The sequence below is a fragment of the Pseudomonas sp. 3B-A001-10F genome (assembly GCF_056313565.1).
In genome coordinates this window covers 106863-126083 of sequence record NZ_JBQYFW010000008.1, presented here as the reverse complement: position 1 = coordinate 126083, position 19221 = coordinate 106863, and the positions used below count along the sequence as shown (strand labels likewise).

The following is a 19221-nucleotide window of genomic DNA, read 5'->3' as shown; positions in this document are numbered from 1 at the left end:
CTGGCAGCATGAATTCACGGACTAACCCTGCATTTCAGCCATGTTTTGACATGACGGTCGACATAGTTAGTTACGGGAAGCATAGCCAGTGCAAAGACCTGCGCAAGGCCACTAGTCGGCCAGTATCTGGCACTTTTTGCACAAGAATCGGTTCAGCACGAGGAGAAATGCTGCCGGAGCGGACGCTTTCGCGAGCAAGCTCGCTCCCACATTGGAATGCGTTTCTCCTGTGGGAGCGAGCTTGCTCGCGAAGGCAAAAGTTGCAGCACTACAAAAACAACAGCGGAATCAGCACCAAGGTGCTCAAGGCACGGCCCAGCCAATACTATTGAGAACAATGGCAAACCAGCCGCCATAGACGCCAATCAGCAACAGCCAGGTTGGCCACTCGGTACGGGCGGTGAAACGTTGGCGCAGGGTTTCGATCTGCTGACGATGGACGGCGTCGAAGTAATGGGGCATGGCGTTGCTCGGAACGGGGATCGTCCCCTTCTGTGCAACGACGCAGTGCAATTTTGCAGATTATTTTCGGATGCAGGCAGGAGCCCGAGAACCGGGCTCCCGAAAGGCGTGATCAGTGACCGAAGATGTCGACTTTCTTGGCTTTCTTCTCCGCGCGTTTTTCAATCGCGGTCTTGGCCGGTTTCTTCTTCGCCGCTTTCTTTGAATCCATACCTTTGGACATGATGCGTACTCCACTCACAGGGGATGTGAGGTCAGGTATACACCTATCCAGAGCCGTGCGTTCTTTTATAATCGGCGCTTTTCACGCCGACAGTCCGATCCCATGCCCGACACCCAATACAGCCTGCTCGACGAGTCGTTATGGCCGTTGATGAACAAGTTTTACCGCAGCCACCAGTCCTCGATGAAAGCCGTTCGTGATGCGCAACTATGGGTAGCGCGGCGGGGAGAGATCGTTGGCGCGTTGTGCTTGCGGCCAGTGTCCGGCGGGCATTGGTTGACCGGGTTGTTCGTTGATCCGGGGTGTCGTGAACAGGGCGTTGCCGCAAAGCTGATTGCAGCGGCGGTGCAGGATGTGAGCGAGCCGGTGTGGCTGTTCTGCCATCCGGATTTGCGCGGTTTTTATGAGCGACGCGGGTTCACGTTCGACCCGGCCCTGCCCCAGGCGATGGCGGAGCGCTTGAGCCGGTATGCGCGGAGCAAGCCGATGATTGCGATGGAGCTGGCCCCCTCCGCCTAACAAAACCCTGTAGGAGTGAGCCTGCTCGCGATAGCGGTGTGTCAGTCACCGAAAATGTCACTGACAGACCGCTATCGCGAGCAGGCTCACTCCTACAGGGGGGCGTGGTGTTCTCGGGGATCAATCGTCAGCTGTGGGATCAAGATCCGGGAACATCACTTCGGTAAAACCGAACTTAGTGAAGTCGGTGATCCGCGACGGGTACAACCGGCCGATCAGGTGATCGCATTCGTGCTGCACAACCCGTGCGTGGAAACCTGACGCGATACGCACAATCGGCTCGCCCTTCGGATCAAACCCTTCGTAACGGATCTGCTGATAACGATCTACCGCCCCCCGCAAACCCGGCACCGACAGACACCCTTCAAAGCCCTCCTCCATCAACGGACTCAACGGCGTGATCAGCGGATTGATCAGGATCGTCTGCGGCACCGCTTCAGCGTCCGGGTAACGTTCGCTGTGTTCAAAACCAAAGATCACCAGTTGCAGATCGACACCGATCTGCGGCGCCGCCAAGCCGACGCCGCCGACGCTTTCCATGGTCTGGAACATGTCGTCGATCAGTTGCCACAGCTCGGGGCTGTCGAACATCTCGACCGGCACGGGCGGGGCAATGCGCAGCAGGCGCTCGTCGCCCATTTTCAGAATTTCACGGATCATGATCAGACTTCGTCAGTGTCCGGCTTGAGCGAATGATCGCGGCCCAGGCCCGAGACGTGTTGTTTGGGATGTTCATCGAGTTCGCCGGGGACTTTCTCACCCGCATCCTTGCCCTCGCTGGACATGTGCTCGATCACCGCATTCATCTCGGCGCCGAGCAACAGCACCGCAGCGGAAATGTAGAAGTACAGCAACAGCACGATGATCGCCCCGATGCTGCCATACATCGCGTTGTAGTTGGCGAAGGTCTTCACGTAGAAGGCGAAACCCAACGAGGCGATGATCCACACCACCACGGCCAATACCGAACCGGGGGTGATGAAGCGGAATTCCTGTTTGACGTCAGGCATGACGTAGTAGATCAGTGCCACCGCGACCATCATCAGAATCACGATCACTGGCCAACGCGCGATGGTCCACACGGTGACAATGAAGTCTTCCAGCCCCACCTGCGCGGCGATCCAGCCCATCACCTGCGGCCCGAGCACCATCAGCGCAGCGGCCACCAGGAGCATGCCGGCAATGCCGACGGTGTAGACAATCGACAGTGGAAAACGCTTCCAGATCGGCCGGCCTTCGACCACGTCATACGCGGCGTTCATCGCGCTCATCATCAAGCGCACGCCAGCGGAGGCGGTGTACAGGGCGATAACAATACCGACGGAAAGCAGGCCACCCTTTGACTGCTGTAACTGGTCGATCACCGGGTTGACCTGCTCCAGCGCCTGCGGTGGCAGGACCAGTTCCGATTGCAGGCGCAGCCAGGAGAAAAAGTCCGGCAGGTGCAGGAAACCGATCAGGGCGATCAGGAACAGAATGAACGGGAACAGCGAGAACAGCATCTGGTAGGCCAGTGCCGAGGCATAGGTCGACATCTCGTCGTCGACGAATTCAGTGACCGTGCGCACCATCACCCGATGCAGGGGCAGACCTTTCATGTCTGGAAATATCATTCGCGTCTCCTTTCGCCGCAATACAGGTTGAAGTCGTGGCGACTCAGGGGCCGTTTTTTACATCACGGTAGCCTGTTTGGCGAACCTCGTCGGGTTGCTGCAGGCTTTTGACACAAAAACGGCCATCCTTGGATGGCCGTTCATGTATTTCGTTCAAGGCTGAATTACGCCTTGTCGACACCTTTCTTGATGGCGTCCTTGGCTTTACCGACCGCTTGCTGGGCCTCGCCTTTTTTCTCTTGCAGTTTGCCTTCGGCTTGCAGCTTGGTGTTGTCGGTGGCTTTACCGACGCCTTGCTTGACGTTGCCGACTGCTTCGTTGGCCATGCCTTTTACTTTATCGCCTGTGCTACTCATGGTGTTTCTCCTTGGTGCATTAAGAGGGAAAAGTCAGTACGTAATGATTGACTGGCCGGATTTGCGCCAAGTTTCATTTATTTTCAGCGGCTCATTTCGTCGCGGCGTGCAGGTTGGGCTTTATGTTTGCGTGCGTAGCCCCGAGAATGCGCAACATATGGGCGTCAAGCGCCAGGAACCGATCCCGCAGGAATGTTATGAAACTCGATAAAACGCAGGCCATCGCCCGTCGCAACAAGGAACTGGGCGGCGCCGTGCTCGGCACCAACAACTGCCACTTCGCCGAACTGAACCGTAACCGCAACATCTGGTGGTTCGACCTGCCGGTGTCGCGTCTGGCCATCGGTCAGTACGAGTGGATTCACCTGCTGATGCACACGCCAGCCACTGACGAACTGCTGCACCTGAAAGTGCCGACAGTGTTTCTGCGTGAAAAGCTGGAGGGGCTGGTGATTCGCAACGAAGGCAAGCGCAAGGCGGCGTTGAGCCTGGAACTGAGTGCGGACAAGGATTCGTATCTGCAGGACATGCGTCCGGCGGGGACTAACGTGAATTTCGCGCCGTTTCGTCAGTAGGATTTGTGCAGCCCCCTTCCCCTCACCCTAGCCCTCTCCCAAGGGAGAGGGAACTGACCGAGGTGTCTGGATGAGCTACACCGACCTGAGATATCGAGTCGAACTCAGGTTCTGAACAGCATGAAGATCTGCTCCCTTACCCATTGGGTGAGGGGACTGACCGAGGTGTTTGGGCGAGCTACGCCGACCTGAGATATCGAGTCGAACTCAGGTTCTGAACAGCATGAAGACCTGCTCCCTTACCCATTGGGAGAGGGGACTGACCGAGGTGTCTGGGCAAGGTACGCCGACCTGAGATATCGAGTCGAACTCAGGTTCTGAACAGCCCCCGTTCGGCTCCCTCTCCCTCGGGAGAGGGCTGGGGTGAGGGGTAGGCTCAACGCGAAATCCAAGCCCTGCCCCGCACCCAACAAAAAGCCCCGCATCTGCGGGGCTTGGTGTTTTAGGCGGCGGACTTGGCCTTGATCTTCTTCAGCTCTTCATCACGCAACTCGCGGCGCAGGATCTTGCCGACGTTGGTGGTCGGCAACGCATCGCGGAATTCCACCGAACGCGGCACCTTGTAACCCGTGACGTTGGCGCGCATGTGCTCCATCACGGTTTCCTTGGTCAGCGTGACACCCGGTTTGGCGACGATGAAAATCTTGATCGCCTCGCCCGACTTCTCGTCCGGCACGCCGATGGCCGCGCACTGCAACACACCCGGCAGGGTCGCCAGCACGTCTTCCAGTTCGTTCGGGTAGACGTTGAAACCGGAGACCAGAATCATGTCTTTCTTGCGATCAACGATGCGCATGTAGCCGTCCGGCTGGATCAGCGCGATGTCACCGGTCTTCAGCCAGCCTTCGCTGTCGAGCATTTCATCGGTGGCTTCCTGACGCTGCCAGTAACCCTTCATCACTTGCGGGCCCTTGACGCACAGTTCGCCGATTTCACCCAGCGGCTGCTCGACACCGGCATCATCGATGACTTTGCACAGGGTCGATGGCACCGGAATACCGATGGTGCCGATCTGGATGTTCTGGATCGGGTTGACCGTGGCCACCGGGCTGGTTTCGGTCATGCCGTAACCTTCGCAGATGGCGCAACCGGTGACCGCTTTCCAGCGCTCGGCAGCGGCCAGTTGCAAGGCCATGCCGCCGGACAACGTAACTTTCAGCGCCGAGAAATCCAGCTTGCGGAAACCTTCGTTGTTGCACAGCGCGACGAACAGCGTGTTGAGGCCGACGAAACCGCTGAACTTCCACTTCGACAGTTCCTTGACCATCGCCGGCAGGTCGCGCGGGTTGCTGATGAGGATGTTGTGGTTGCCGATCAGCATCATCGCCATGCAATGAAAGGTGAACGCATAGATGTGGTACAGCGGTAGCGGCGTGATCAGGATCTCGCAACCTTCGTTGAGGTTGGAACCCATCAGCGCCTTGCACTGCAGCATGTTGGCGACGAGGTTGCGATGGGTCAGCATCGCGCCTTTGGCCACGCCGGTGGTGCCGCCGGTGTATTGCAGCACCGCAACGTCGCCGCTGTCGGGATTGGCTTCGGCCACCGGTTGGCCCTGGCCCTTGCTCAGCACGTCATTGAACTTGATGGCTTTGGGCAAGTGATAGGCCGGGACCATTTTCTTCACGTACTTGATGACACTGTTGATCAGCAGGCGCTTGATCGGTGGCAGCAGGTCGGCGACTTCGGTGACGATGACGTGTTTGACGCCGGTTTTCGGCACCACGGTTTCGGCCAGGTGCGCCATGTTCGCCAGGCAAACAAGGGCTTTGGCGCCGGAGTCGTTGAATTGGTGTTCCATTTCCCGCGCGGTGTACAGCGGGTTGGTGTTGACCACGATCAGCCCGGCGCGAATCGCACCGAAGACGGCCACCGGGTACTGCAGAACGTTGGGCAGTTGCACGGCGATTCGATCGCCGGGCTGCAAATCGGTATGCTGTTGCAGATACGCGGCAAACGCACCGGACAATTCGTACAATTCACCGTAAGTGATTGTCTTGCCCAGGTTGCTGAAAGCCGGTTTGTTGGCGAAGCGTTGGCAGGATTGCTTCAACACTGCCTGAATGTTCGGATACTCGTCCGGATTGATGTCGGCAGCAATTCCAGCCGGGTATTTATCCTTCCAAAAGTCTTCGATCATGGAAGCCCACTCCTCAGCAACGCGAATTCTTCACCGCATTTGATGCGATTATTATTGGTGTGTGTTTGGTATTGGTGAATCTGGCTTTTATACAGGCCGAGAAGTCACAAAGCGCGCCGAGAGTAGCAGCTTTGCCAAGGGTCGACTAGAGCCAAAAGCGGCCCCTACAGTCATTATCATGACTCAAGACTACCTAGCAGTCATTTTAGAGCAAAAATCCTAGAACACCTTTGAAGCCCCGGTTTTCGGGGACTTAAAGCAAAAGATCGCAGCCTTCGGCAGGCTCCTACAGGAAATGCATTCCAAGGTAGGAGCTGCCGAAGGCTGCGATCTTTGTGTTTTTGACTTTTACGCGATATCGCGCAACTCACGCCGCAGAATTTTCCCGACAGGCGTCATCGGCAATGACTCACGCAACACAATGTGTTTCGGCACTTTGTACGCGGTGAAATTCTCTTTGCAGTAGGCCTTGAGCTCTTCGAGGCTGACCCCGGTTTCCCGCGCCACCACAAACAGCTTCACCGCCTCGCCCGAACGCTCGTCCGGCACGCCGATGACCGCGCAGTTGGCGACTTTCGGATGGGCCATGACCACGTCTTCGATTTCATTCGGATAAACGTTGAAACCGGAGACGATGATCATGTCCTTCTTGCGATCAACGATGCGCACGAAACCGTCCGGATCGATCACCGCGATGTCACCGGACTTGAACCAGCCCTCGGCATCCAGCACTTCGGCAGTGGCCTCAGGCTTGTGCCAATAACCTTTCATGATCTGCGGGCCCTTGATGCACAACTCGCCGCGCTCGCCCATCGGCTGTTCGACACCGTCATCGTTGATGACTTTGAGCAACGTGCCCGGCACCGGCAAACCGACCGTGCCCAGCCGCGACTGGTCGCCGTACGGGTTGGTGCAGGCCACTGGCGAGGTTTCGGTCAGGCCGTAACCCTCGGTGATGCGGCAACCGGTCATCTGTTCCCAGCGCTCGGCGGTGGCTTTGACCAGCGCGGTGCCGCCGGAGTTGGTGAGCTTCAGACTGGAGAAATCGAGGGTCTTGAAATCCGGGTGATCCATCAGCGCCACGAACAAGGTGTTCAGGCCCAACAGAGCGGAGAAGCGCCAGTTCTTCAGCTCCTTGATGAAGCCGGCAATGTCGCGCGGGTTGCTGATCAGCACGTTGTGGTTGCCGGAAACCATCATGCACATGCAGTTCGCGGTGAAGGCATAGATGTGATACAGCGGCAACGGCGCGATCATCACTTCCTGGCCTTCGCGCAGCAGCGGCTGCCCGTCCGGGCCGAGTTGCGCGAGACAGGCGCGCACTTGCTGCATGTTCGCCACTAGATTGCCGTGGGTGAGCATCGCGCCTTTCGCCAGCCCGGTGGTGCCACCGGTGTATTGCAGCACGGCGATGTCGTCGAGGCTGACCTTCAGCGGCTTGATCCCCAGGCCACGGCCCATGCGCAGTGCGCTCTTGAAGGAGATCGCCTGCGGCAACGAATACGCCGGGACCATTTTCTTCACTTTGCTGACCACGGTGTTGACCAGCCAGCCCTTGGCGGTGGGCATCAGGTCGCCCATCTTCGCTTCGATCAGGTACTGAATGTCGGTATCGGCCAGCACTTCCTGGACTTTCTGGCCGAACATGTTCAGGTACACCAACGCGCGTGCACCGGAATCCTTGAACTGGTGGCGCATCTCCCGTGCGGTATACAGCGGGTTGGTGTTGACCACGATCAGCCCGGCACGCAGTGCACCGAACACGGCAATCGGGTAATGCAGGATGTTGGGCATCTGCACGGCGATGCGATCGCCCGGAACCAGATCGGTATGCGCCTGCAGGTAACCGGCGAAGGCGGCGCTCTGCCGCTCAAGTTCAGCGTAAGTCAGGGTGATCCCCATATTGCTGAACGCCGGGCGATCAGCGAACTTCTTGCAGGAACGCTCGAACACCTCGATCACCGACTTGAACTCACCCATGTCGATGCCCAGCGGTACGCCGGCCGGGCGTTTGTCGTTCCAGAAATCAGGTTGCATTGTTCTTGTCCTCTTTACCTGAGCCGATCCGGGCCGCTTTCTGTCATTTCTGAAAAAGCGGAGCTTCACGGACACTAGCAGTTATGGCCATTGAGGCAAATATGGCCAAAGCCGTCATTGATCGTGTGAATCTTCCTGCCGTGGCGTGAGCTGATCAGACGCGCTATACAATGATCCGACTCTGAGCAAAGGAATCGCCATGATCCACGACACCCTATGGCTGGACGCGAGTGACCGCAGCCGCCTGTTCGTCAATCAATGGCTGCCGGCGACGCCGTTGAAAGCGGTAATCCTGCTGGCCCATGGCATGGCCGAACACAGCGGCCGCTACGCGCGACTGGCCGACACGTTTTGCGACAAAGGATATGGCGTGTACGCGCCGGATTTACGCGGACATGGCAAAACCGCCAATCACGGTACCCTCGGCCACTTCGCCGATAACGACGGCTGGTGCAAAGTGCTCGGCGATCTGGCCAGCCTCAATCAGCACATCGGCCAGCAGCACCCCGGCGTGCCGATCATCCTGCTGGGACACAGCATGGGCAGCTACATCGCCCAAGGTTATTTGCTGCATCACAGCGCCAGCCTGCATGGAGCGATTCTCAGTGGTTCCAACTTTCAGCCCGTTGCGCTGTACCGCGCTGCGCGGCAGATCGCTCGCCTGGAAAAACTGCGTCAGGGTGGCAAGGGTCGCAGCGCGTTGATCGAGTGGCTGTCGTTCGGCTCGTTCAATAACAAGTTCAAACCGGCGCGCACACCGTTCGACTGGCTGAGCCGCGACCCGGCCGAGGTCGACCTGTACGCCAACGACCCACTGTGTGGCTTTCGCTGCACCAATCAACTGTGGATAGACCTGCTCGGCGGCTTGCAGCAGATCAGCAAAGCGTCCAATCTCGCGCAGATCGACCCGGGCCTGCCGCTGCTGGTAATCGGCGGCGAATGTGATCCGGTGAGTGAAGGCAAGCGTCTGACAGATCTGGCCAATGCCTTGCGCACGGCCGGCAGCCAGCACCTGCAACTGAAGATCTACCCGCAGGCACGGCACGAATTGTTCAACGAAACCAACCGCGACGAAGTGATCGCTGATGTGCTGGCCTGGATCGATCAGGCCTTGAGCCATCCGCGCCCTCATCGCAGCGAATAATTTTTTGTGGATTCACTGAATCCGTCACAGGAATCGAGACCGATGACCCAGGTTACCAACATCCCTTACGAAGCCCTCGAAGTCGGCCAGACCGCCAGCTACAGCAAGACCGTCGAAGAGCGCGACATCCAGCTGTTCGCCGCGATGTCGGGCGACCACAACCCGGTGCACCTGGACGCCGAGTTTGCCGCCGCGAGCATGTTCAAGGAGCGTATCGCTCACGGTATGTACAGTGGCGCGCTGATCAGTGCCGCCGTTGCCTGCGAGCTGCCTGGGCCGGGCACTATTTATATCGGTCAGCAGATGAGCTTTCAGAAACCGGTGAAGATCGGTGACACGCTGACCGTGCGCCTGGAAATTCTCGAGAAGCTGCCGAAGTTTCGCGTGCGCATTGCCACTCGTGTGTTCAACCAGCGTGATGAGCTGGTGGTGGATGGCGAGGCTGAGATTCTGGCGCCGCGTAAGCAGCAGACCGTAACACTGCCAACACTGCCGGCGATCAGCATTGGCTGATTGATTGGTGGGGTGTCAGTGAGAGCTTCCCCCCTCACCCCAGCCCTCCCGAAACGTCGGACCGCCCCCAGGGGGGCGAGGGGAAAGGGAGCCGATCTCCGTGCTTTTCAAAACCTGAGTTCACCTCAGATCGCTCAAGTCGGTGTATCTCCAAAATCCACCACGATCAGTTCCCTCTCCCTCCGGGAGAGGGCTAGGGTGAGGGGCTTCTGCTTTTTCCAGACACAAAAAACGCCAGACTAGCTGGCGTTTTTTTACAACCGGCAAACGCTTACGAACGAGCACGAGCCTGGTTACGCAGGGCTTTCACCTGGTCGTGGTTGCGTTGCACACCGTGGTACTGGCGTTCAACCAGATCACGAATGCCGACCAGATTGTGCTTGCTGATTTTCTCAAGAGCTTCTTTGTAGGCCTTCAGCGCATGGTCTTCACCGCGCTCTGCTTCATTCAGCACAGCCTCTTCGTCTTTGCCGGTGAACATGGCTTTGACGTCGACCCAGCGACGGTGCAGGTCACCGCTAACGCTGGTGGAAGTTTCCGGATCGCCGCCCAGCTTGCGAACTTCGGCTTGCAGTTCTGCTGCAGCGGTGGCGCAATCAGCGGAGCGAGTTACAAACAGGGTTTTCAGTTCTGGGTGCTTGATGTCTTCAGCGCAAGTCTTGAACCCTTCCTGACCGTCCTTGCTGGTTTCAATCAGGTCATTGAGTACAGAGATGGCTTCTTTATTCATGTCGGTCATTTTTCAATTCCTTGCGATTGGTTGAAGATGCAAGGGATATTGCAGTGTGCATGCCAGCTTTTTATTTTTAAAAAATACTTATAAATCAGCTAGTTAAAGATAAGTGAACTATCTGTATCACGGTTATTTGCATGATCTGTCATTTGGCCTGCATGCAGAATGCCTGTATTTTCCAAGCTGATTTGAAGCCAGACGATCTCACCGATGAATCCTGAAAAACTCGAACTGCTGATCACCCGCGAAATGCCCTTCGGTAAATACAAAGGCCGGATCATTGCCGACCTGCCGGGGCCATACCTGAACTGGTTTGCCCGCGAAGGTTTCCCGCACGGCGAACTCGGTGGCTTGCTCGCGCTGATGCAGGAGATCGACCATAACGGCCTCTCGGACCTGCTCGAACCGCTGCGCGCCAAACACGGCAAACCTGCCCCGCGCCACTGAAGCGCCCTCCTCTCTAGAGTCAGCCGACCATGCCCGATAACACCCGCCGCGCCCGTGACGAAGCCTTTTGGCGAACGTTCGCCGATCGCTACGACGTTCAACCCGGTCCCGTGAACCTGGAAAACGGTTATTTCGGGCGCATGTCGCGCACGGTGATCGAGGAATACCAGCGCAACATCGAGCTGATCAACACCAGCAACTCGGTGTACGTGCGCCAGCGTTTCGAGCAGCACGACAACCTCGATATCCGCGCACAGCTGGCCGAGTTGATTGGCGTGCGTGCGCAGAGTGTGGCGTTCACCCGCAATGCCACCGAAGGTCTGCAGTCGCTGATTCGCAACTACAACCGCTTGCAACCGGGCGATCAGGTGCTGATCAGCGATCTGGAATACGACACGGTCAAAGGCGCCATGCGCTGGCTCGCCAGGCAGCGCGGCGCCGAGGTGATCGAGATTGCTCACGTGCACCCGGCGAGCTACGACAGCCTGGTGGAGACTTACCGCGAAGCCTTCGTCGGTCATCCGCAAATCAAGCTGATGGCCCTGACTCACGTCACTCACCGCACCGGTCTGGTCATGCCAGTGCAAGCCATCGCCGCGCTGGCCAAAGAGCATGGCGTCGATGTCATCCTCGACGGCGCCCATGCACTCGGTCAGATCGAGTTCGATCTTGATGCCCTCGGCATCGCTTTCGCCGGATACAACCTGCACAAATGGATCGGCGCACCGCTCACCCTCGGCTTCCTCTATATCGCGCCACACCGCCTGGCCGACATTGATCCGGACATGGGTGAAATGCATTACCCGGGCAATGACATCCGTGCGCGCACTTCGTACAGCACGCCCAACATTCCGGCGCTGATGACTTTGCCGCTGGTGTTCGAAGAGCACCGTTCCCTCGGCGGCGCTCCGGCCAAAGGTGCTCGCCTGAATTATCTGCGCAACCTCTGGGTCAGCGCGGTGCGGCACTTGCCGGGCATCGAAGTGATGACGCCAGACGACCCTCGGCTGTACTGCGGCATCACATCCATGCGCTTCACTCGGCACGACGATCAACAGGCGATGGCCGAGCGTCTGCTCAACGACTACAACCTGTTCACCGTGGTGCGCCATGGCGCAGCCAGCGGGCCGAGCATCCGCATTACACCGGGGCTGACCACCACCGCTGCCGACATGCAGTTACTGGTGCGGGCGCTGAACGAGCTGCGCTAAAACACCGTGATCAGGTATTTGTCATAGCCCGCCACGCCGATCTGCGATGACAGTGCAAAGGTGTCGACGCCGATCGTCAGGTTGCCGAAGTAGCCGTCCTCCGGGCCATCGTCTGTGATCGGCCGCAACGCCAGCCGAACGGCATCGTTATCAGTGGCTGTGCAATTGCAGGCACAGGGCAGATGCAGGCGCCCCGCCCAGGCCTCCTGGTACAGCTGCGGCTGTTGATCGTCATTGGCGATGGCGACGCTCAGAGCGATGCATGAAAAGGCAGTTTGCCGATCCGGGTAAAGGCTGGTGAAACGAACGATGCCTTTACTGTCGGTCGACTGACTGCCGCACAGTGTGTCGGTGCCAATGTGCTGCTCGATGCGGACCACGGCGCCACTGACCGGCTCGCCGGTCATGGCATCGACCAGGGCCAGCCGCAATAGAAGAGGCAAGCCTTCGATGCCCGCGCTGATGTTGCGCACCTTGCCCTGGCTGTTGTGCCAATCGAAACTGCCAACCACGGGCAACTGCCGTGGGTGCAGAGCGTTGTCTGATAAAGCTAAAGATTGCTGGTCGTCCATGAGGCGTTCTCTCTTCCGTAAGATGAACGCAGATTAGCGCCACGCAAACGCGGCTGTGCGGTAACTATGTATCGCGTGATGTCCCGACACTTTCTTCAAGGCAAAAAAAACGGTGCACCGACCAAGCGCACCGTAAAGCCGTAGAACACACAACGAAGTGTCTGGTAACAATCAGTCCAGCAGCGCCAGTGCCTCAGCGGTGCATTCCTGAATACGGGCCCAGTCGCCGTTCTTGATCCACTCCGGATCAAGCATCCAGCTACCGCCCACGCACATGACGTTTTTCAGCGCCATGTAGCTCTTGATGTTGGCCGGGCCGACGCCGCCAGTCGGGCAGAATTTCACTTCGCCGAACGGACCGCCGAGGGCCTTGATTGCCGCCACGCCACCGCTGACTTCAGCCGGGAACAGCTTGAAGCGGCGATAACCCAGACCGTAGCCTTCCATGATGCCGGAGGCGTTGCTGATGCCCGGCAACAGCGGAATCGGGCTGTCGACACTGGCTTCCAGCAGGTCACGGGTGATGCCTGGGGTGACGATGAACTGCGAGCCAGCGGCTTCGGCAGCCGCGAGCATGTTGCGATCGAGCACGGTGCCGGCACCGGTCATCAATTCCGGACGCTGGTCGCGCAGGATCTGGATGGCCTTGAGGCCAAACTGCGAACGCAGGGTCACTTCCAGCGCGGTGAGGCCACCGGCAGCCAGAGCGTCAGCCAGTGGCAGCACGTCCTGTTCGCGAGCGATGGTGATCACCGGCAGGATCCGCGCCTTGGCGCAGAGGCTGTCGATCAGGGCAACTTTGTCCGCCATGGAAACGGTCGGGGATGGGGTTGTCATAGCGGCTGTTCCTTGGCTCATGGGCACCAGTAAATCTCTAACGTAGGTTGCAGAAACGCGCGCACCGGCATGGCGGCGACGTCGGATGCCAGTGCGGCATTCAGGGTGGTCAGTTTCGACTGACCGGAAATCGACAGAATCTTGTGTTTGGCCGAGGCCAGCAGCGCACGGCTCATGGTCAGGCGTTGACGCGGCACGCTTGGCGCCAGCATCGGCCAGCAACGGCGCGTGCCATCAGCCTGCAGCGCTTCGGCGAGGTTCGGGCTGTCGGGGAACAGCGACGCCGTGTGGCCGTCATCACCCATGCCCAATACCAGCACGTCAATCGGCGGCAATTCGGCAAGCAAGCGGTCAGCCTGTTCAGCAGCCTGCTCGACGTTGGCCGCCGCGCTATACAGGCTGAGGAACTGCGCCTTGGCCGCCGGGCCTTTGAGCAGATACTGCTTGAGCAGACCGGCATTACTGTCGGCATGTTCAACCGGTACCCAGCGCTCGTCGGCGAGGGTCACGACGACCTTCGACCAGTCCAGTTCCTGCTTGGCCAGGTGCTGGAAAAACGCCACCGGGCTACGACCGCCGGACACCACCAGCACCGCGTTGCCGCGTGCAGCAATGGCTTCGCTCAATTGCTTGGCCACGTTCAGCGCCAGACCTTCGGCCAACAACACCGGGCTTTTGAATTCGTGGGCATTCACGCCCGCAGGCAGTTGCACATCAGATATCGCCATACCACGACCTCCCGTCCCGCGTGATCAATGCAATGGAGCTCATCGGCCCCCACGACCCGGCCGCATACGGCTTGGGCGCGTCACCGGATTTTTTCCACCCGGCGATCAGTTGGTCACACCACTTCCACGCGGCTTCGATTTCATCTTTACGGACAAACAGGTTCTGATTGCCGTTCATCACTTCCAGCAACAACCGCTCGTAGGCATCGGGAATCCGCGCGCTACGCCAGGTGTCGGAGAAATTCAGTTGCAGCGGGCCGCTGCGCAGTTGCATGCCTTTGTCCAGGCCCTGCTCTTTGGTCATCACGCGCAAGGAAATGCCTTCGTCCGGTTGCAGGCGAATGATCAGTTTGTTGCTGATCTGCAGGCGCTGCTCAGGGGCGAAGATGTAGTGCGACGGTTCCTTGAAGTGGATGACGATCTGCGACAGTTTTTGCGGCATGCGTTTGCCGGTGCGCAGGTAGAACGGCACGCCGGCCCAGCGCCAGTTGCGGATATCGGCACGCAAAGCGACGAAGGTTTCGGTGTCGCTCTGGGTATTGGAGTTCGGTTCTTCGAGGTAACCCGGTACGGATTTGCCTTCGCTGTGGCCGGCAATGTACTGGCCACGCACGACCTGCGTGGTCAGGCCTTCCGGACTGATCGGCGCCAGGGCCTTGAGCACTTTTACCTTTTCGTCGCGGATGCTGTCGGCGGACAGGTCGGCCGGCGGGTCCATGGCGATCAGGCAAAGCAGCTGTAACAGGTGATTCTGGATCATGTCGCGCAGTTGGCCGGCCTTGTCGAAGTAGCCCCAGCGGCCTTCGATACCAACCTTCTCGGCCACGGTGATTTCCACGTGGGAGATGTAATTCTGGTTCCACTGGGTTTCGAACAGGCTGTTGGCGAAACGCAGGGCGATCAGGTTCTGAACGGTTTCTTTGCCCAGGTAGTGGTCGATGCGGTAGGTACGGTTCTCCGGGAAGAACTGCGCCACGGCGTCGTTAACCTTGCGCGAGGATTCGAGGTCGGAGCCGATCGGCTTTTCCAGTACCACGCGGGTATTTTCTGCCAGACCGACTTTCGCCAGGTTTTCGCAGATCGCGCCGTACACCGCCGCAGGGGTGGCGAAGTAGGCAATCATGCGTTGCGTGCTGCCAGCCAGTTCGGCCAGCGCCACGTAATCTTCGGATTTGAGGAAGTCGACGTGCAGGTAGGTCAGGCGTGCGAGAAAACGCTCGGCGACGGCCTCGTCCAGCTCTTTGCCCACATAACGACGCAGTTCGGCGGCGATGAACGCCATGTGCTGTTGCTGGGAACCTTCTTCACGGGCCAACGCGATGATGCGCGTGTCCTCGTGCAACAGATCGGCGCCATCGAGGTGATAAAGGGCAGGAAACAGCTTGCGCAGGGCCAGATCGCCAAGCGCGCCGAACAAGGCAAAGGTGCACGGTTCAACCGTAATCGAAGGCATGATGTTTGTTCTTTTATCAAGTTAAGCTACAAATACCTTTTTTCAAGGCATCACTCAAGGGAAAATGTAGTAATAACCACAACATTTTCGCAAAATACAGATTCCGAGTGGTGGTCGCTCGGACGCATCAGTAGGATAGGCCACCGTTACGGGCCATATCAAAGGCCCAATTTGCATAGCCCGGCGCACCTTTGCGCAGGTGAATTAGGAATTCCATATGGACCGCGTGCGAAATTTACTGGAACAGATCCAGAGTCGCCTTGAAGACCTGAACAAGGCCGAACGCAAAGTCGCCGAGGTGATCCTGCTCAACCCGCAGCAGGCCACCCGCTTCAGCATCGCCGCCCTCGCCCAGGCAGCCTCGGTGAGCGAACCGACGGTCAACCGTTTCTGCCGTTCGTTCGGTGTCAGCGGCTATCCCGAACTCAAACTGCAACTGGCGCAGAGTCTGGCCAGTGGCGCGGCGTATGTCAGCCGCGCGGTCGAGGCCGACGACAATCCCGAGGCGTACACGCAGAAGATTTTCGGCAGCGCCATTGCCTCGCTGGACAGTGCCTGTCAGGCACTGGATCCGAACCTGATCAGCCGCGCCGTCGACCTGTTGATTCAGGCGCGACAGATCCACTTCTTCGGCCTCGGCGCCTCGGCACCGGTGGCACTGGATGCGCAGCACAAGTTCTTCCGCTTCAACCTGGCGGTGACCGCGCATGCCGATGTGTTGATGCAGCGGATGATTGCCTCGGTGGCGCACACCGGTGAGTTGTTCGTGATCATTTCCTACACCGGGCGCACCCGTGAACTGGTCGAAGTGGCGCGTATTGCTCGGGAAAACGGTGCTTCGGTGTTGGGTTTGACGGCGGAGAATTCGCCGCTGGCCAAGGCGAGTACCTTGAGCCTGAACATTCCGTTGCCGGAAGACACTGACATCTATATGCCGATGACATCGCGGATCATTCAGTTGACCGTGCTGGATGTGTTGGCGACGGGGATGACCTTGCGTCGCGGAGTGGATTTCCAGCCGCATTTGCGCAAGATCAAAGAGAGCTTGAATGCGAGCCGGTATCCGGTTGGGGATGAATTCAACTAAAGATCAAAAGCACCCTCACCCCAGCCCTCTCCCGGAGGGAGAGGGGGCCGACCGACGTGTCTTCCGTCATGCATCGACCTGAGAGACCGAGTCGATTATGGATTCACAGCCGATCTTTCATTTCGGTGAAACTCTCCAATATCCCGCAATCAGTCCCCTCTCCCTCTGGGAGAGGGCTAGGGTGAGGGTAGCGGTGTACTTGACACACTCAAGCCGCCGCCCACGCCTGCAAACTCAAATGCGCCTTCTCCCCCGGCGCTAAATGCAGGCTGTCAGTCCCACCCGCCGCCGCTTCCACGCAGACAAACTCCGAAATCTCATCCCACGTCACGCCCAACAACGGCCGCGCGCCCGGATGCCACACCACCGTATCCGCACTGTCACCGGTATCAATGCACAACTCGCGCTGCCAGGCGTGATCTTTCAGCTGCAATTCACCGTCATGCTGGAACACCCGCTGACAGCCGCCATCCACTCGCAACTCGCCTTCCTGCTGACAAATCTGCCGATTCAACTGGTCATAGCCCTGCGCCCCTTCAAGCCCAGACAGCGCTATCTCGCCGACATCGCCAATACGCCAGTAAGCGTGCAAAGCCTGGCTCAACTGGCATGGCATGTCGTCCTGATGCTCGGTACTCAGGCGTAATTCCATGCGTTCGCCCAGATGCGCGTGCAGGTCGACCTGCCAGTCGCACAGCTGCAATTGCCAATGCAGGCGCACGCCGTCTTCGGCGCTGCTGCTGTCGAGCAGCTTCCAGTCGAGCAAGCGCGCCCAACCATGCGATGGCCAGGCGTTTTCGCTGGGATGACGGCCATACCACGGCCAGCACACCGGCACGCCACCGCGAATAGCGCCGACATGCGGCCACTTCGCCGCGCACCACAACCACGGCTTTTGCCCACGCGGCTGAAAGTGCAGCAACTGCGCGCCCTGACGACTGAACACCGCCTGACACAGCGGGTGATCGATCACCAACACGTCGCGCATCTGATAGCGCTCCCAGGCGAACACCGGTTGTTCACGCAGGGATTTGAAGAAGCGTTGTAGCGGATGCTCATGCATTTGCCACGATCCTGAACTCGTCTTTCACAGGGGTGCGCCGCCCCCCAAAAAAAAGCGGACAGCCTGGGCTGTCCGCAAATATGCGCACATAGAGAGGAGCTTATCGCAGACGCGTTAGAACGTAGACTGAATTTTCAGGCCAGCGACCAAAGCGTTGTCCACTTCATCCACACCACCCGGGTGAGTGATGTATTGCAGGTTAGGACGTACGGTCAGCCAGTTGGTGACGTGGAAGCCGTAGTTGATCTCGTAGTTGTATTCGGTTTCACGAATTGGCGAGAACACCGGATTGTCGTAGTCCGAAACACCGTTGGAAGCGTTTAGTAGTTCGGCGTTTTTCTTCACGTCATCGTTGACGTGGATACGCGCCGCGCCGATACCGACGTCATCCTTCGGACGCGCGTCGAACGGGCCTTTGTAGACAAACATCACCGACTGGTAGTTGTCGATGAAGTTGGTGTCCTTGTCGTGGAACGTGGCGTTGGCAGCAATGTTCAGACCGCGAGAAGCATCACCGTTATGGCTGGTGAGTTGCTGTTGCGCCACGAACCAGTAGCCGCTTTTGCTGCTGTGGGTTTTGTAAGCGTCGCGCGTGGTTGCCGCGTCGAAACCGTTGACGTCTTCACGAACGTCGTCGGCATCAGCGGTGCTCTTGTAGTAACCGACGCGGTATTCGCCTGGCAGGCTGTTGACCTTCGGCGACCAGACCAGCTCGACCGGAAGAACGGTACCTTTGGTGCCGCTGCCACTGAGCTTGAAGCCGTTGCCGTGTTCCAACTGCGACGGGTTCTGGTTGTACGCACCGATCTGCGCGTAGAGCTCGTCGTTGATGTTGTACTTCACACGGATCGCGGCCTGACTGACCGGCCAGTTGTACCAGATGTTGGTCGCCCAGTTACCCACTTGCGAGCCGCAGAACGCCAGGTTCTGGAAGTCGCACGGGAAGGTGTTGAAGTCTTCGCCTTCACCGAAGTAACCGGCCTTGACGTCGAGTTTGTTGTCGAAGAACTGGTGCTGAATCCACAACTGGGTCAGACGCACCATGTGGCCACGGCCGTAAACTTCTTGCGACGAACTCAAGGTGCCGGCACGCGGATCGCCAACGCGGTCGTTGGAGATGTTGTAGCCGTTACGGTTGGTCAGCTGGATCTTCGCCTGAGTGTTATCCCAGCCCCACAGCTTTTGCAGATCGAGTGCCACGCCCAGACCGAACTGGTCAGCGTAACGCGCAGTCTTGTCGTCGTTGTAGCCACCGTTCAGGTTGCCACCGACTTCCCCAACGTAGTCAGCCTTGATATCGATACCCTGCTCGATCAGCTTGGTACGCTCGCCACCCCAGTCGCCGGTCATCCATTTCGAATCGGAACTGAAGGCATCCGCCGCCATGGCGTTACCGGCCAGCACCAAGGCCGCCGCAGCCGACACTTGGCAGATCAACCGGGCATTGACGTGTTTCTTTTTCATCCCTACATCCTCGTCTTTATTGTTATTAACTGTTTTTATCTAAC

General features: G+C 58.5%; 19 protein-coding genes and 1 pseudogene. 7 read left to right on the top strand and 13 right to left on the bottom strand.

The genetic code is table 11. From position 1 onward, the window contains the following. Window positions 1–271: 271 nt before the first annotated feature. A pseudogene (locus tag AC0ZWN_RS10580) lies at window positions 272–462 on the bottom strand (fatty acid desaturase); the annotation flags it as partial. Window positions 463–787: 325 nt separating this feature from the next. On the opposite strand from AC0ZWN_RS10580, the gene AC0ZWN_RS10575 reads away from it, so the two are divergent. Beyond that, window positions 788–1204 carry a GNAT family N-acetyltransferase gene (locus tag AC0ZWN_RS10575; RefSeq protein WP_476334985.1) on the top strand — a complete coding sequence of 139 codons (417 nt, stop codon included), beginning with the start codon at window positions 788–790 and terminating at the stop codon, window positions 1202–1204. 120 nt (window positions 1205–1324) lie between these two features. Here AC0ZWN_RS10575 and def read toward each other — a convergent pair whose 3' ends face one another. From def to AC0ZWN_RS10560, 3 genes are all read right to left on the bottom strand, one after another. Continuing rightward, a complete protein-coding gene (gene def, locus AC0ZWN_RS10570; protein WP_099756987.1) occupies window positions 1325–1864 on the bottom strand; it encodes a peptide deformylase in 540 nt (179 codons plus the stop codon). A 2-nt stretch (window positions 1865–1866) separates the two neighbouring features. Further along, window positions 1867–2817, bottom strand: a complete 951-nt coding sequence (locus AC0ZWN_RS10565) for a YihY/virulence factor BrkB family protein (RefSeq protein WP_007917840.1) — start codon at window positions 2815–2817, stop codon at window positions 1867–1869. Between the two features lie 164 nt (window positions 2818–2981). After that, window positions 2982–3173, bottom strand: a complete 192-nt coding sequence (locus AC0ZWN_RS10560; protein WP_027612573.1) for a CsbD family protein — start codon at window positions 3171–3173, stop codon at window positions 2982–2984. 197 nt (window positions 3174–3370) lie between these two features. Between AC0ZWN_RS10560 and AC0ZWN_RS10555 the strand changes: the two genes are divergently transcribed. Next, complete coding sequence (locus tag AC0ZWN_RS10555) at window positions 3371–3748, top strand: hypothetical protein (RefSeq protein ID WP_007917843.1); 378 nt, start codon at window positions 3371–3373, stop codon at window positions 3746–3748. A gap of 442 nt (window positions 3749–4190) precedes the next feature. Here the strand turns inward: AC0ZWN_RS10555 and fadD1 are convergent, their stop codons facing one another. Together fadD1 and fadD2 are read right to left on the bottom strand one after the other, a co-directional pair. Further along, window positions 4191–5888, bottom strand: a complete 1698-nt coding sequence (gene fadD1 / locus AC0ZWN_RS10550) for a long-chain-fatty-acid--CoA ligase FadD1 (protein WP_476334984.1) — start codon at window positions 5886–5888, stop codon at window positions 4191–4193. Between the two features lie 348 nt (window positions 5889–6236). Next, a complete protein-coding gene (fadD2, locus tag AC0ZWN_RS10545) occupies window positions 6237–7925 on the bottom strand; it encodes a long-chain-fatty-acid--CoA ligase FadD2 (RefSeq protein ID WP_476334983.1) in 1689 nt (562 codons plus the stop codon). 199 nt (window positions 7926–8124) lie between these two features. Between fadD2 and AC0ZWN_RS10540 the strand changes: the two genes are divergently transcribed. Beyond that, the gene (locus AC0ZWN_RS10540; protein ID WP_476334982.1) at window positions 8125–9069 is read left to right on the top strand and encodes a lysophospholipase; all 945 of its coding nucleotides are present in this window, start codon (window positions 8125–8127) and stop codon (window positions 9067–9069) included. 42 nt (window positions 9070–9111) lie between these two features. Continuing rightward, entirely contained in the window at window positions 9112–9582 is a 471-nt protein-coding gene (locus AC0ZWN_RS10535; protein ID WP_476334981.1) for a MaoC family dehydratase, read from the top strand. Window positions 9583–9853: 271 nt separating this feature from the next. On the opposite strand, the gene AC0ZWN_RS10530 is transcribed toward AC0ZWN_RS10535, so the two are convergent. Then, the gene (locus AC0ZWN_RS10530) at window positions 9854–10321 is read right to left on the bottom strand and encodes a ferritin-like domain-containing protein (RefSeq protein WP_016983691.1); all 468 of its coding nucleotides are present in this window, start codon (window positions 10319–10321) and stop codon (window positions 9854–9856) included. A 204-nt stretch (window positions 10322–10525) separates the two neighbouring features. Between AC0ZWN_RS10530 and AC0ZWN_RS10525 the strand changes: the two genes are divergently transcribed. Then, the gene (locus AC0ZWN_RS10525) at window positions 10526–10762 is read left to right on the top strand and encodes a DUF3820 family protein (RefSeq protein ID WP_003227425.1); all 237 of its coding nucleotides are present in this window, start codon (window positions 10526–10528) and stop codon (window positions 10760–10762) included. Between the two features lie 29 nt (window positions 10763–10791). Then, the gene (locus AC0ZWN_RS10520) at window positions 10792–11973 is read left to right on the top strand and encodes an aminotransferase class V-fold PLP-dependent enzyme (RefSeq protein WP_476334980.1); all 1182 of its coding nucleotides are present in this window, start codon (window positions 10792–10794) and stop codon (window positions 11971–11973) included. On the opposite strand, the gene AC0ZWN_RS10515 is transcribed toward AC0ZWN_RS10520, so the two are convergent. From AC0ZWN_RS10515 to zwf, 4 genes are all read right to left on the bottom strand, one after another. Further along, a complete protein-coding gene (locus tag AC0ZWN_RS10515; protein ID WP_476334979.1) occupies window positions 11970–12545 on the bottom strand; it encodes a hypothetical protein in 576 nt (191 codons plus the stop codon). The two genes, AC0ZWN_RS10520 and AC0ZWN_RS10515, sit on opposite strands and share 4 nt — an antisense overlap. A gap of 171 nt (window positions 12546–12716) precedes the next feature. Continuing rightward, window positions 12717–13382 carry a bifunctional 4-hydroxy-2-oxoglutarate aldolase/2-dehydro-3-deoxy-phosphogluconate aldolase gene (locus AC0ZWN_RS10510; RefSeq protein WP_008082815.1) on the bottom strand — a complete coding sequence of 222 codons (666 nt, stop codon included), beginning with the start codon at window positions 13380–13382 and terminating at the stop codon, window positions 12717–12719. Between the two features lie 17 nt (window positions 13383–13399). Further along, window positions 13400–14110: a 6-phosphogluconolactonase gene (pgl, locus tag AC0ZWN_RS10505; RefSeq protein WP_034153386.1), complete on the bottom strand. Its 711-nt coding sequence runs from the start codon at window positions 14108–14110 to the stop codon at window positions 13400–13402. After that, window positions 14097–15563 carry a glucose-6-phosphate dehydrogenase gene (gene zwf, locus AC0ZWN_RS10500; protein WP_077574250.1) on the bottom strand — a complete coding sequence of 489 codons (1467 nt, stop codon included), beginning with the start codon at window positions 15561–15563 and terminating at the stop codon, window positions 14097–14099. The genes pgl and zwf overlap by 14 nt, the downstream gene beginning before the upstream one ends. Before the next feature lie 226 nt (window positions 15564–15789). On the opposite strand from zwf, the gene AC0ZWN_RS10495 reads away from it, so the two are divergent. After that, complete coding sequence (locus AC0ZWN_RS10495) at window positions 15790–16650, top strand: MurR/RpiR family transcriptional regulator (protein ID WP_171057240.1); 861 nt, start codon at window positions 15790–15792, stop codon at window positions 16648–16650. A 208-nt stretch (window positions 16651–16858) separates the two neighbouring features. Here the strand turns inward: AC0ZWN_RS10495 and AC0ZWN_RS10490 are convergent, their stop codons facing one another. Both AC0ZWN_RS10490 and AC0ZWN_RS10485 read right to left on the bottom strand, forming a co-directional pair. After that, window positions 16859–17713, bottom strand: coding sequence for a D-hexose-6-phosphate mutarotase (locus AC0ZWN_RS10490; RefSeq protein ID WP_093430701.1), 855 nt, complete (start codon window positions 17711–17713; stop codon window positions 16859–16861). 114 nt (window positions 17714–17827) lie between these two features. Then, window positions 17828–19177, bottom strand: coding sequence for a carbohydrate porin (locus AC0ZWN_RS10485; protein WP_150693291.1), 1350 nt, complete (start codon window positions 19175–19177; stop codon window positions 17828–17830). Between the last annotated feature and the right edge of the window lie 44 nt (window positions 19178–19221).

Bases quoted from the DNA above. Each gene is read 5' to 3' on its own strand.
- AC0ZWN_RS10575 (WP_476334985.1), top strand. From the start codon at position 788: ATGCCCGACACCCAATACAGCCTGCTCGACGAGTCGTTATGGCCGTTG.
- def (WP_099756987.1), bottom strand. From the start codon at position 1,864: ATGATCCGTGAAATTCTGAAAATGGGCGACGAGCGCCTGCTGCGCATT.
- AC0ZWN_RS10565 (WP_007917840.1), bottom strand. From the start codon at position 2,817: ATGATATTTCCAGACATGAAAGGTCTGCCCCTGCATCGGGTGATGGTG.
- AC0ZWN_RS10560 (WP_027612573.1), bottom strand. From the start codon at position 3,173: ATGAGTAGCACAGGCGATAAAGTAAAAGGCATGGCCAACGAAGCAGTC.
- AC0ZWN_RS10555 (WP_007917843.1), top strand. From the start codon at position 3,371: ATGAAACTCGATAAAACGCAGGCCATCGCCCGTCGCAACAAGGAACTG.
- fadD1 (WP_476334984.1), bottom strand. From the start codon at position 5,888: ATGATCGAAGACTTTTGGAAGGATAAATACCCGGCTGGAATTGCTGCC.
- fadD2 (WP_476334983.1), bottom strand. From the start codon at position 7,925: ATGCAACCTGATTTCTGGAACGACAAACGCCCGGCCGGCGTACCGCTG.
- AC0ZWN_RS10540 (WP_476334982.1), top strand. From the start codon at position 8,125: ATGATCCACGACACCCTATGGCTGGACGCGAGTGACCGCAGCCGCCTG.
- AC0ZWN_RS10535 (WP_476334981.1), top strand. From the start codon at position 9,112: ATGACCCAGGTTACCAACATCCCTTACGAAGCCCTCGAAGTCGGCCAG.
- AC0ZWN_RS10530 (WP_016983691.1), bottom strand. From the start codon at position 10,321: ATGACCGACATGAATAAAGAAGCCATCTCTGTACTCAATGACCTGATT.
- AC0ZWN_RS10525 (WP_003227425.1), top strand. From the start codon at position 10,526: ATGAATCCTGAAAAACTCGAACTGCTGATCACCCGCGAAATGCCCTTC.
- AC0ZWN_RS10520 (WP_476334980.1), top strand. From the start codon at position 10,792: ATGCCCGATAACACCCGCCGCGCCCGTGACGAAGCCTTTTGGCGAACG.
- AC0ZWN_RS10515 (WP_476334979.1), bottom strand. From the start codon at position 12,545: ATGGACGACCAGCAATCTTTAGCTTTATCAGACAACGCTCTGCACCCA.
- AC0ZWN_RS10510 (WP_008082815.1), bottom strand. From the start codon at position 13,382: ATGACAACCCCATCCCCGACCGTTTCCATGGCGGACAAAGTTGCCCTG.
- pgl (WP_034153386.1), bottom strand. From the start codon at position 14,110: ATGGCGATATCTGATGTGCAACTGCCTGCGGGCGTGAATGCCCACGAA.
- zwf (WP_077574250.1), bottom strand. From the start codon at position 15,563: ATGCCTTCGATTACGGTTGAACCGTGCACCTTTGCCTTGTTCGGCGCG.
- AC0ZWN_RS10490 (WP_093430701.1), bottom strand. From the start codon at position 17,713: ATGCATGAGCATCCGCTACAACGCTTCTTCAAATCCCTGCGTGAACAA.
- AC0ZWN_RS10485 (WP_150693291.1), bottom strand. From the start codon at position 19,177: ATGAAAAAGAAACACGTCAATGCCCGGTTGATCTGCCAAGTGTCGGCT.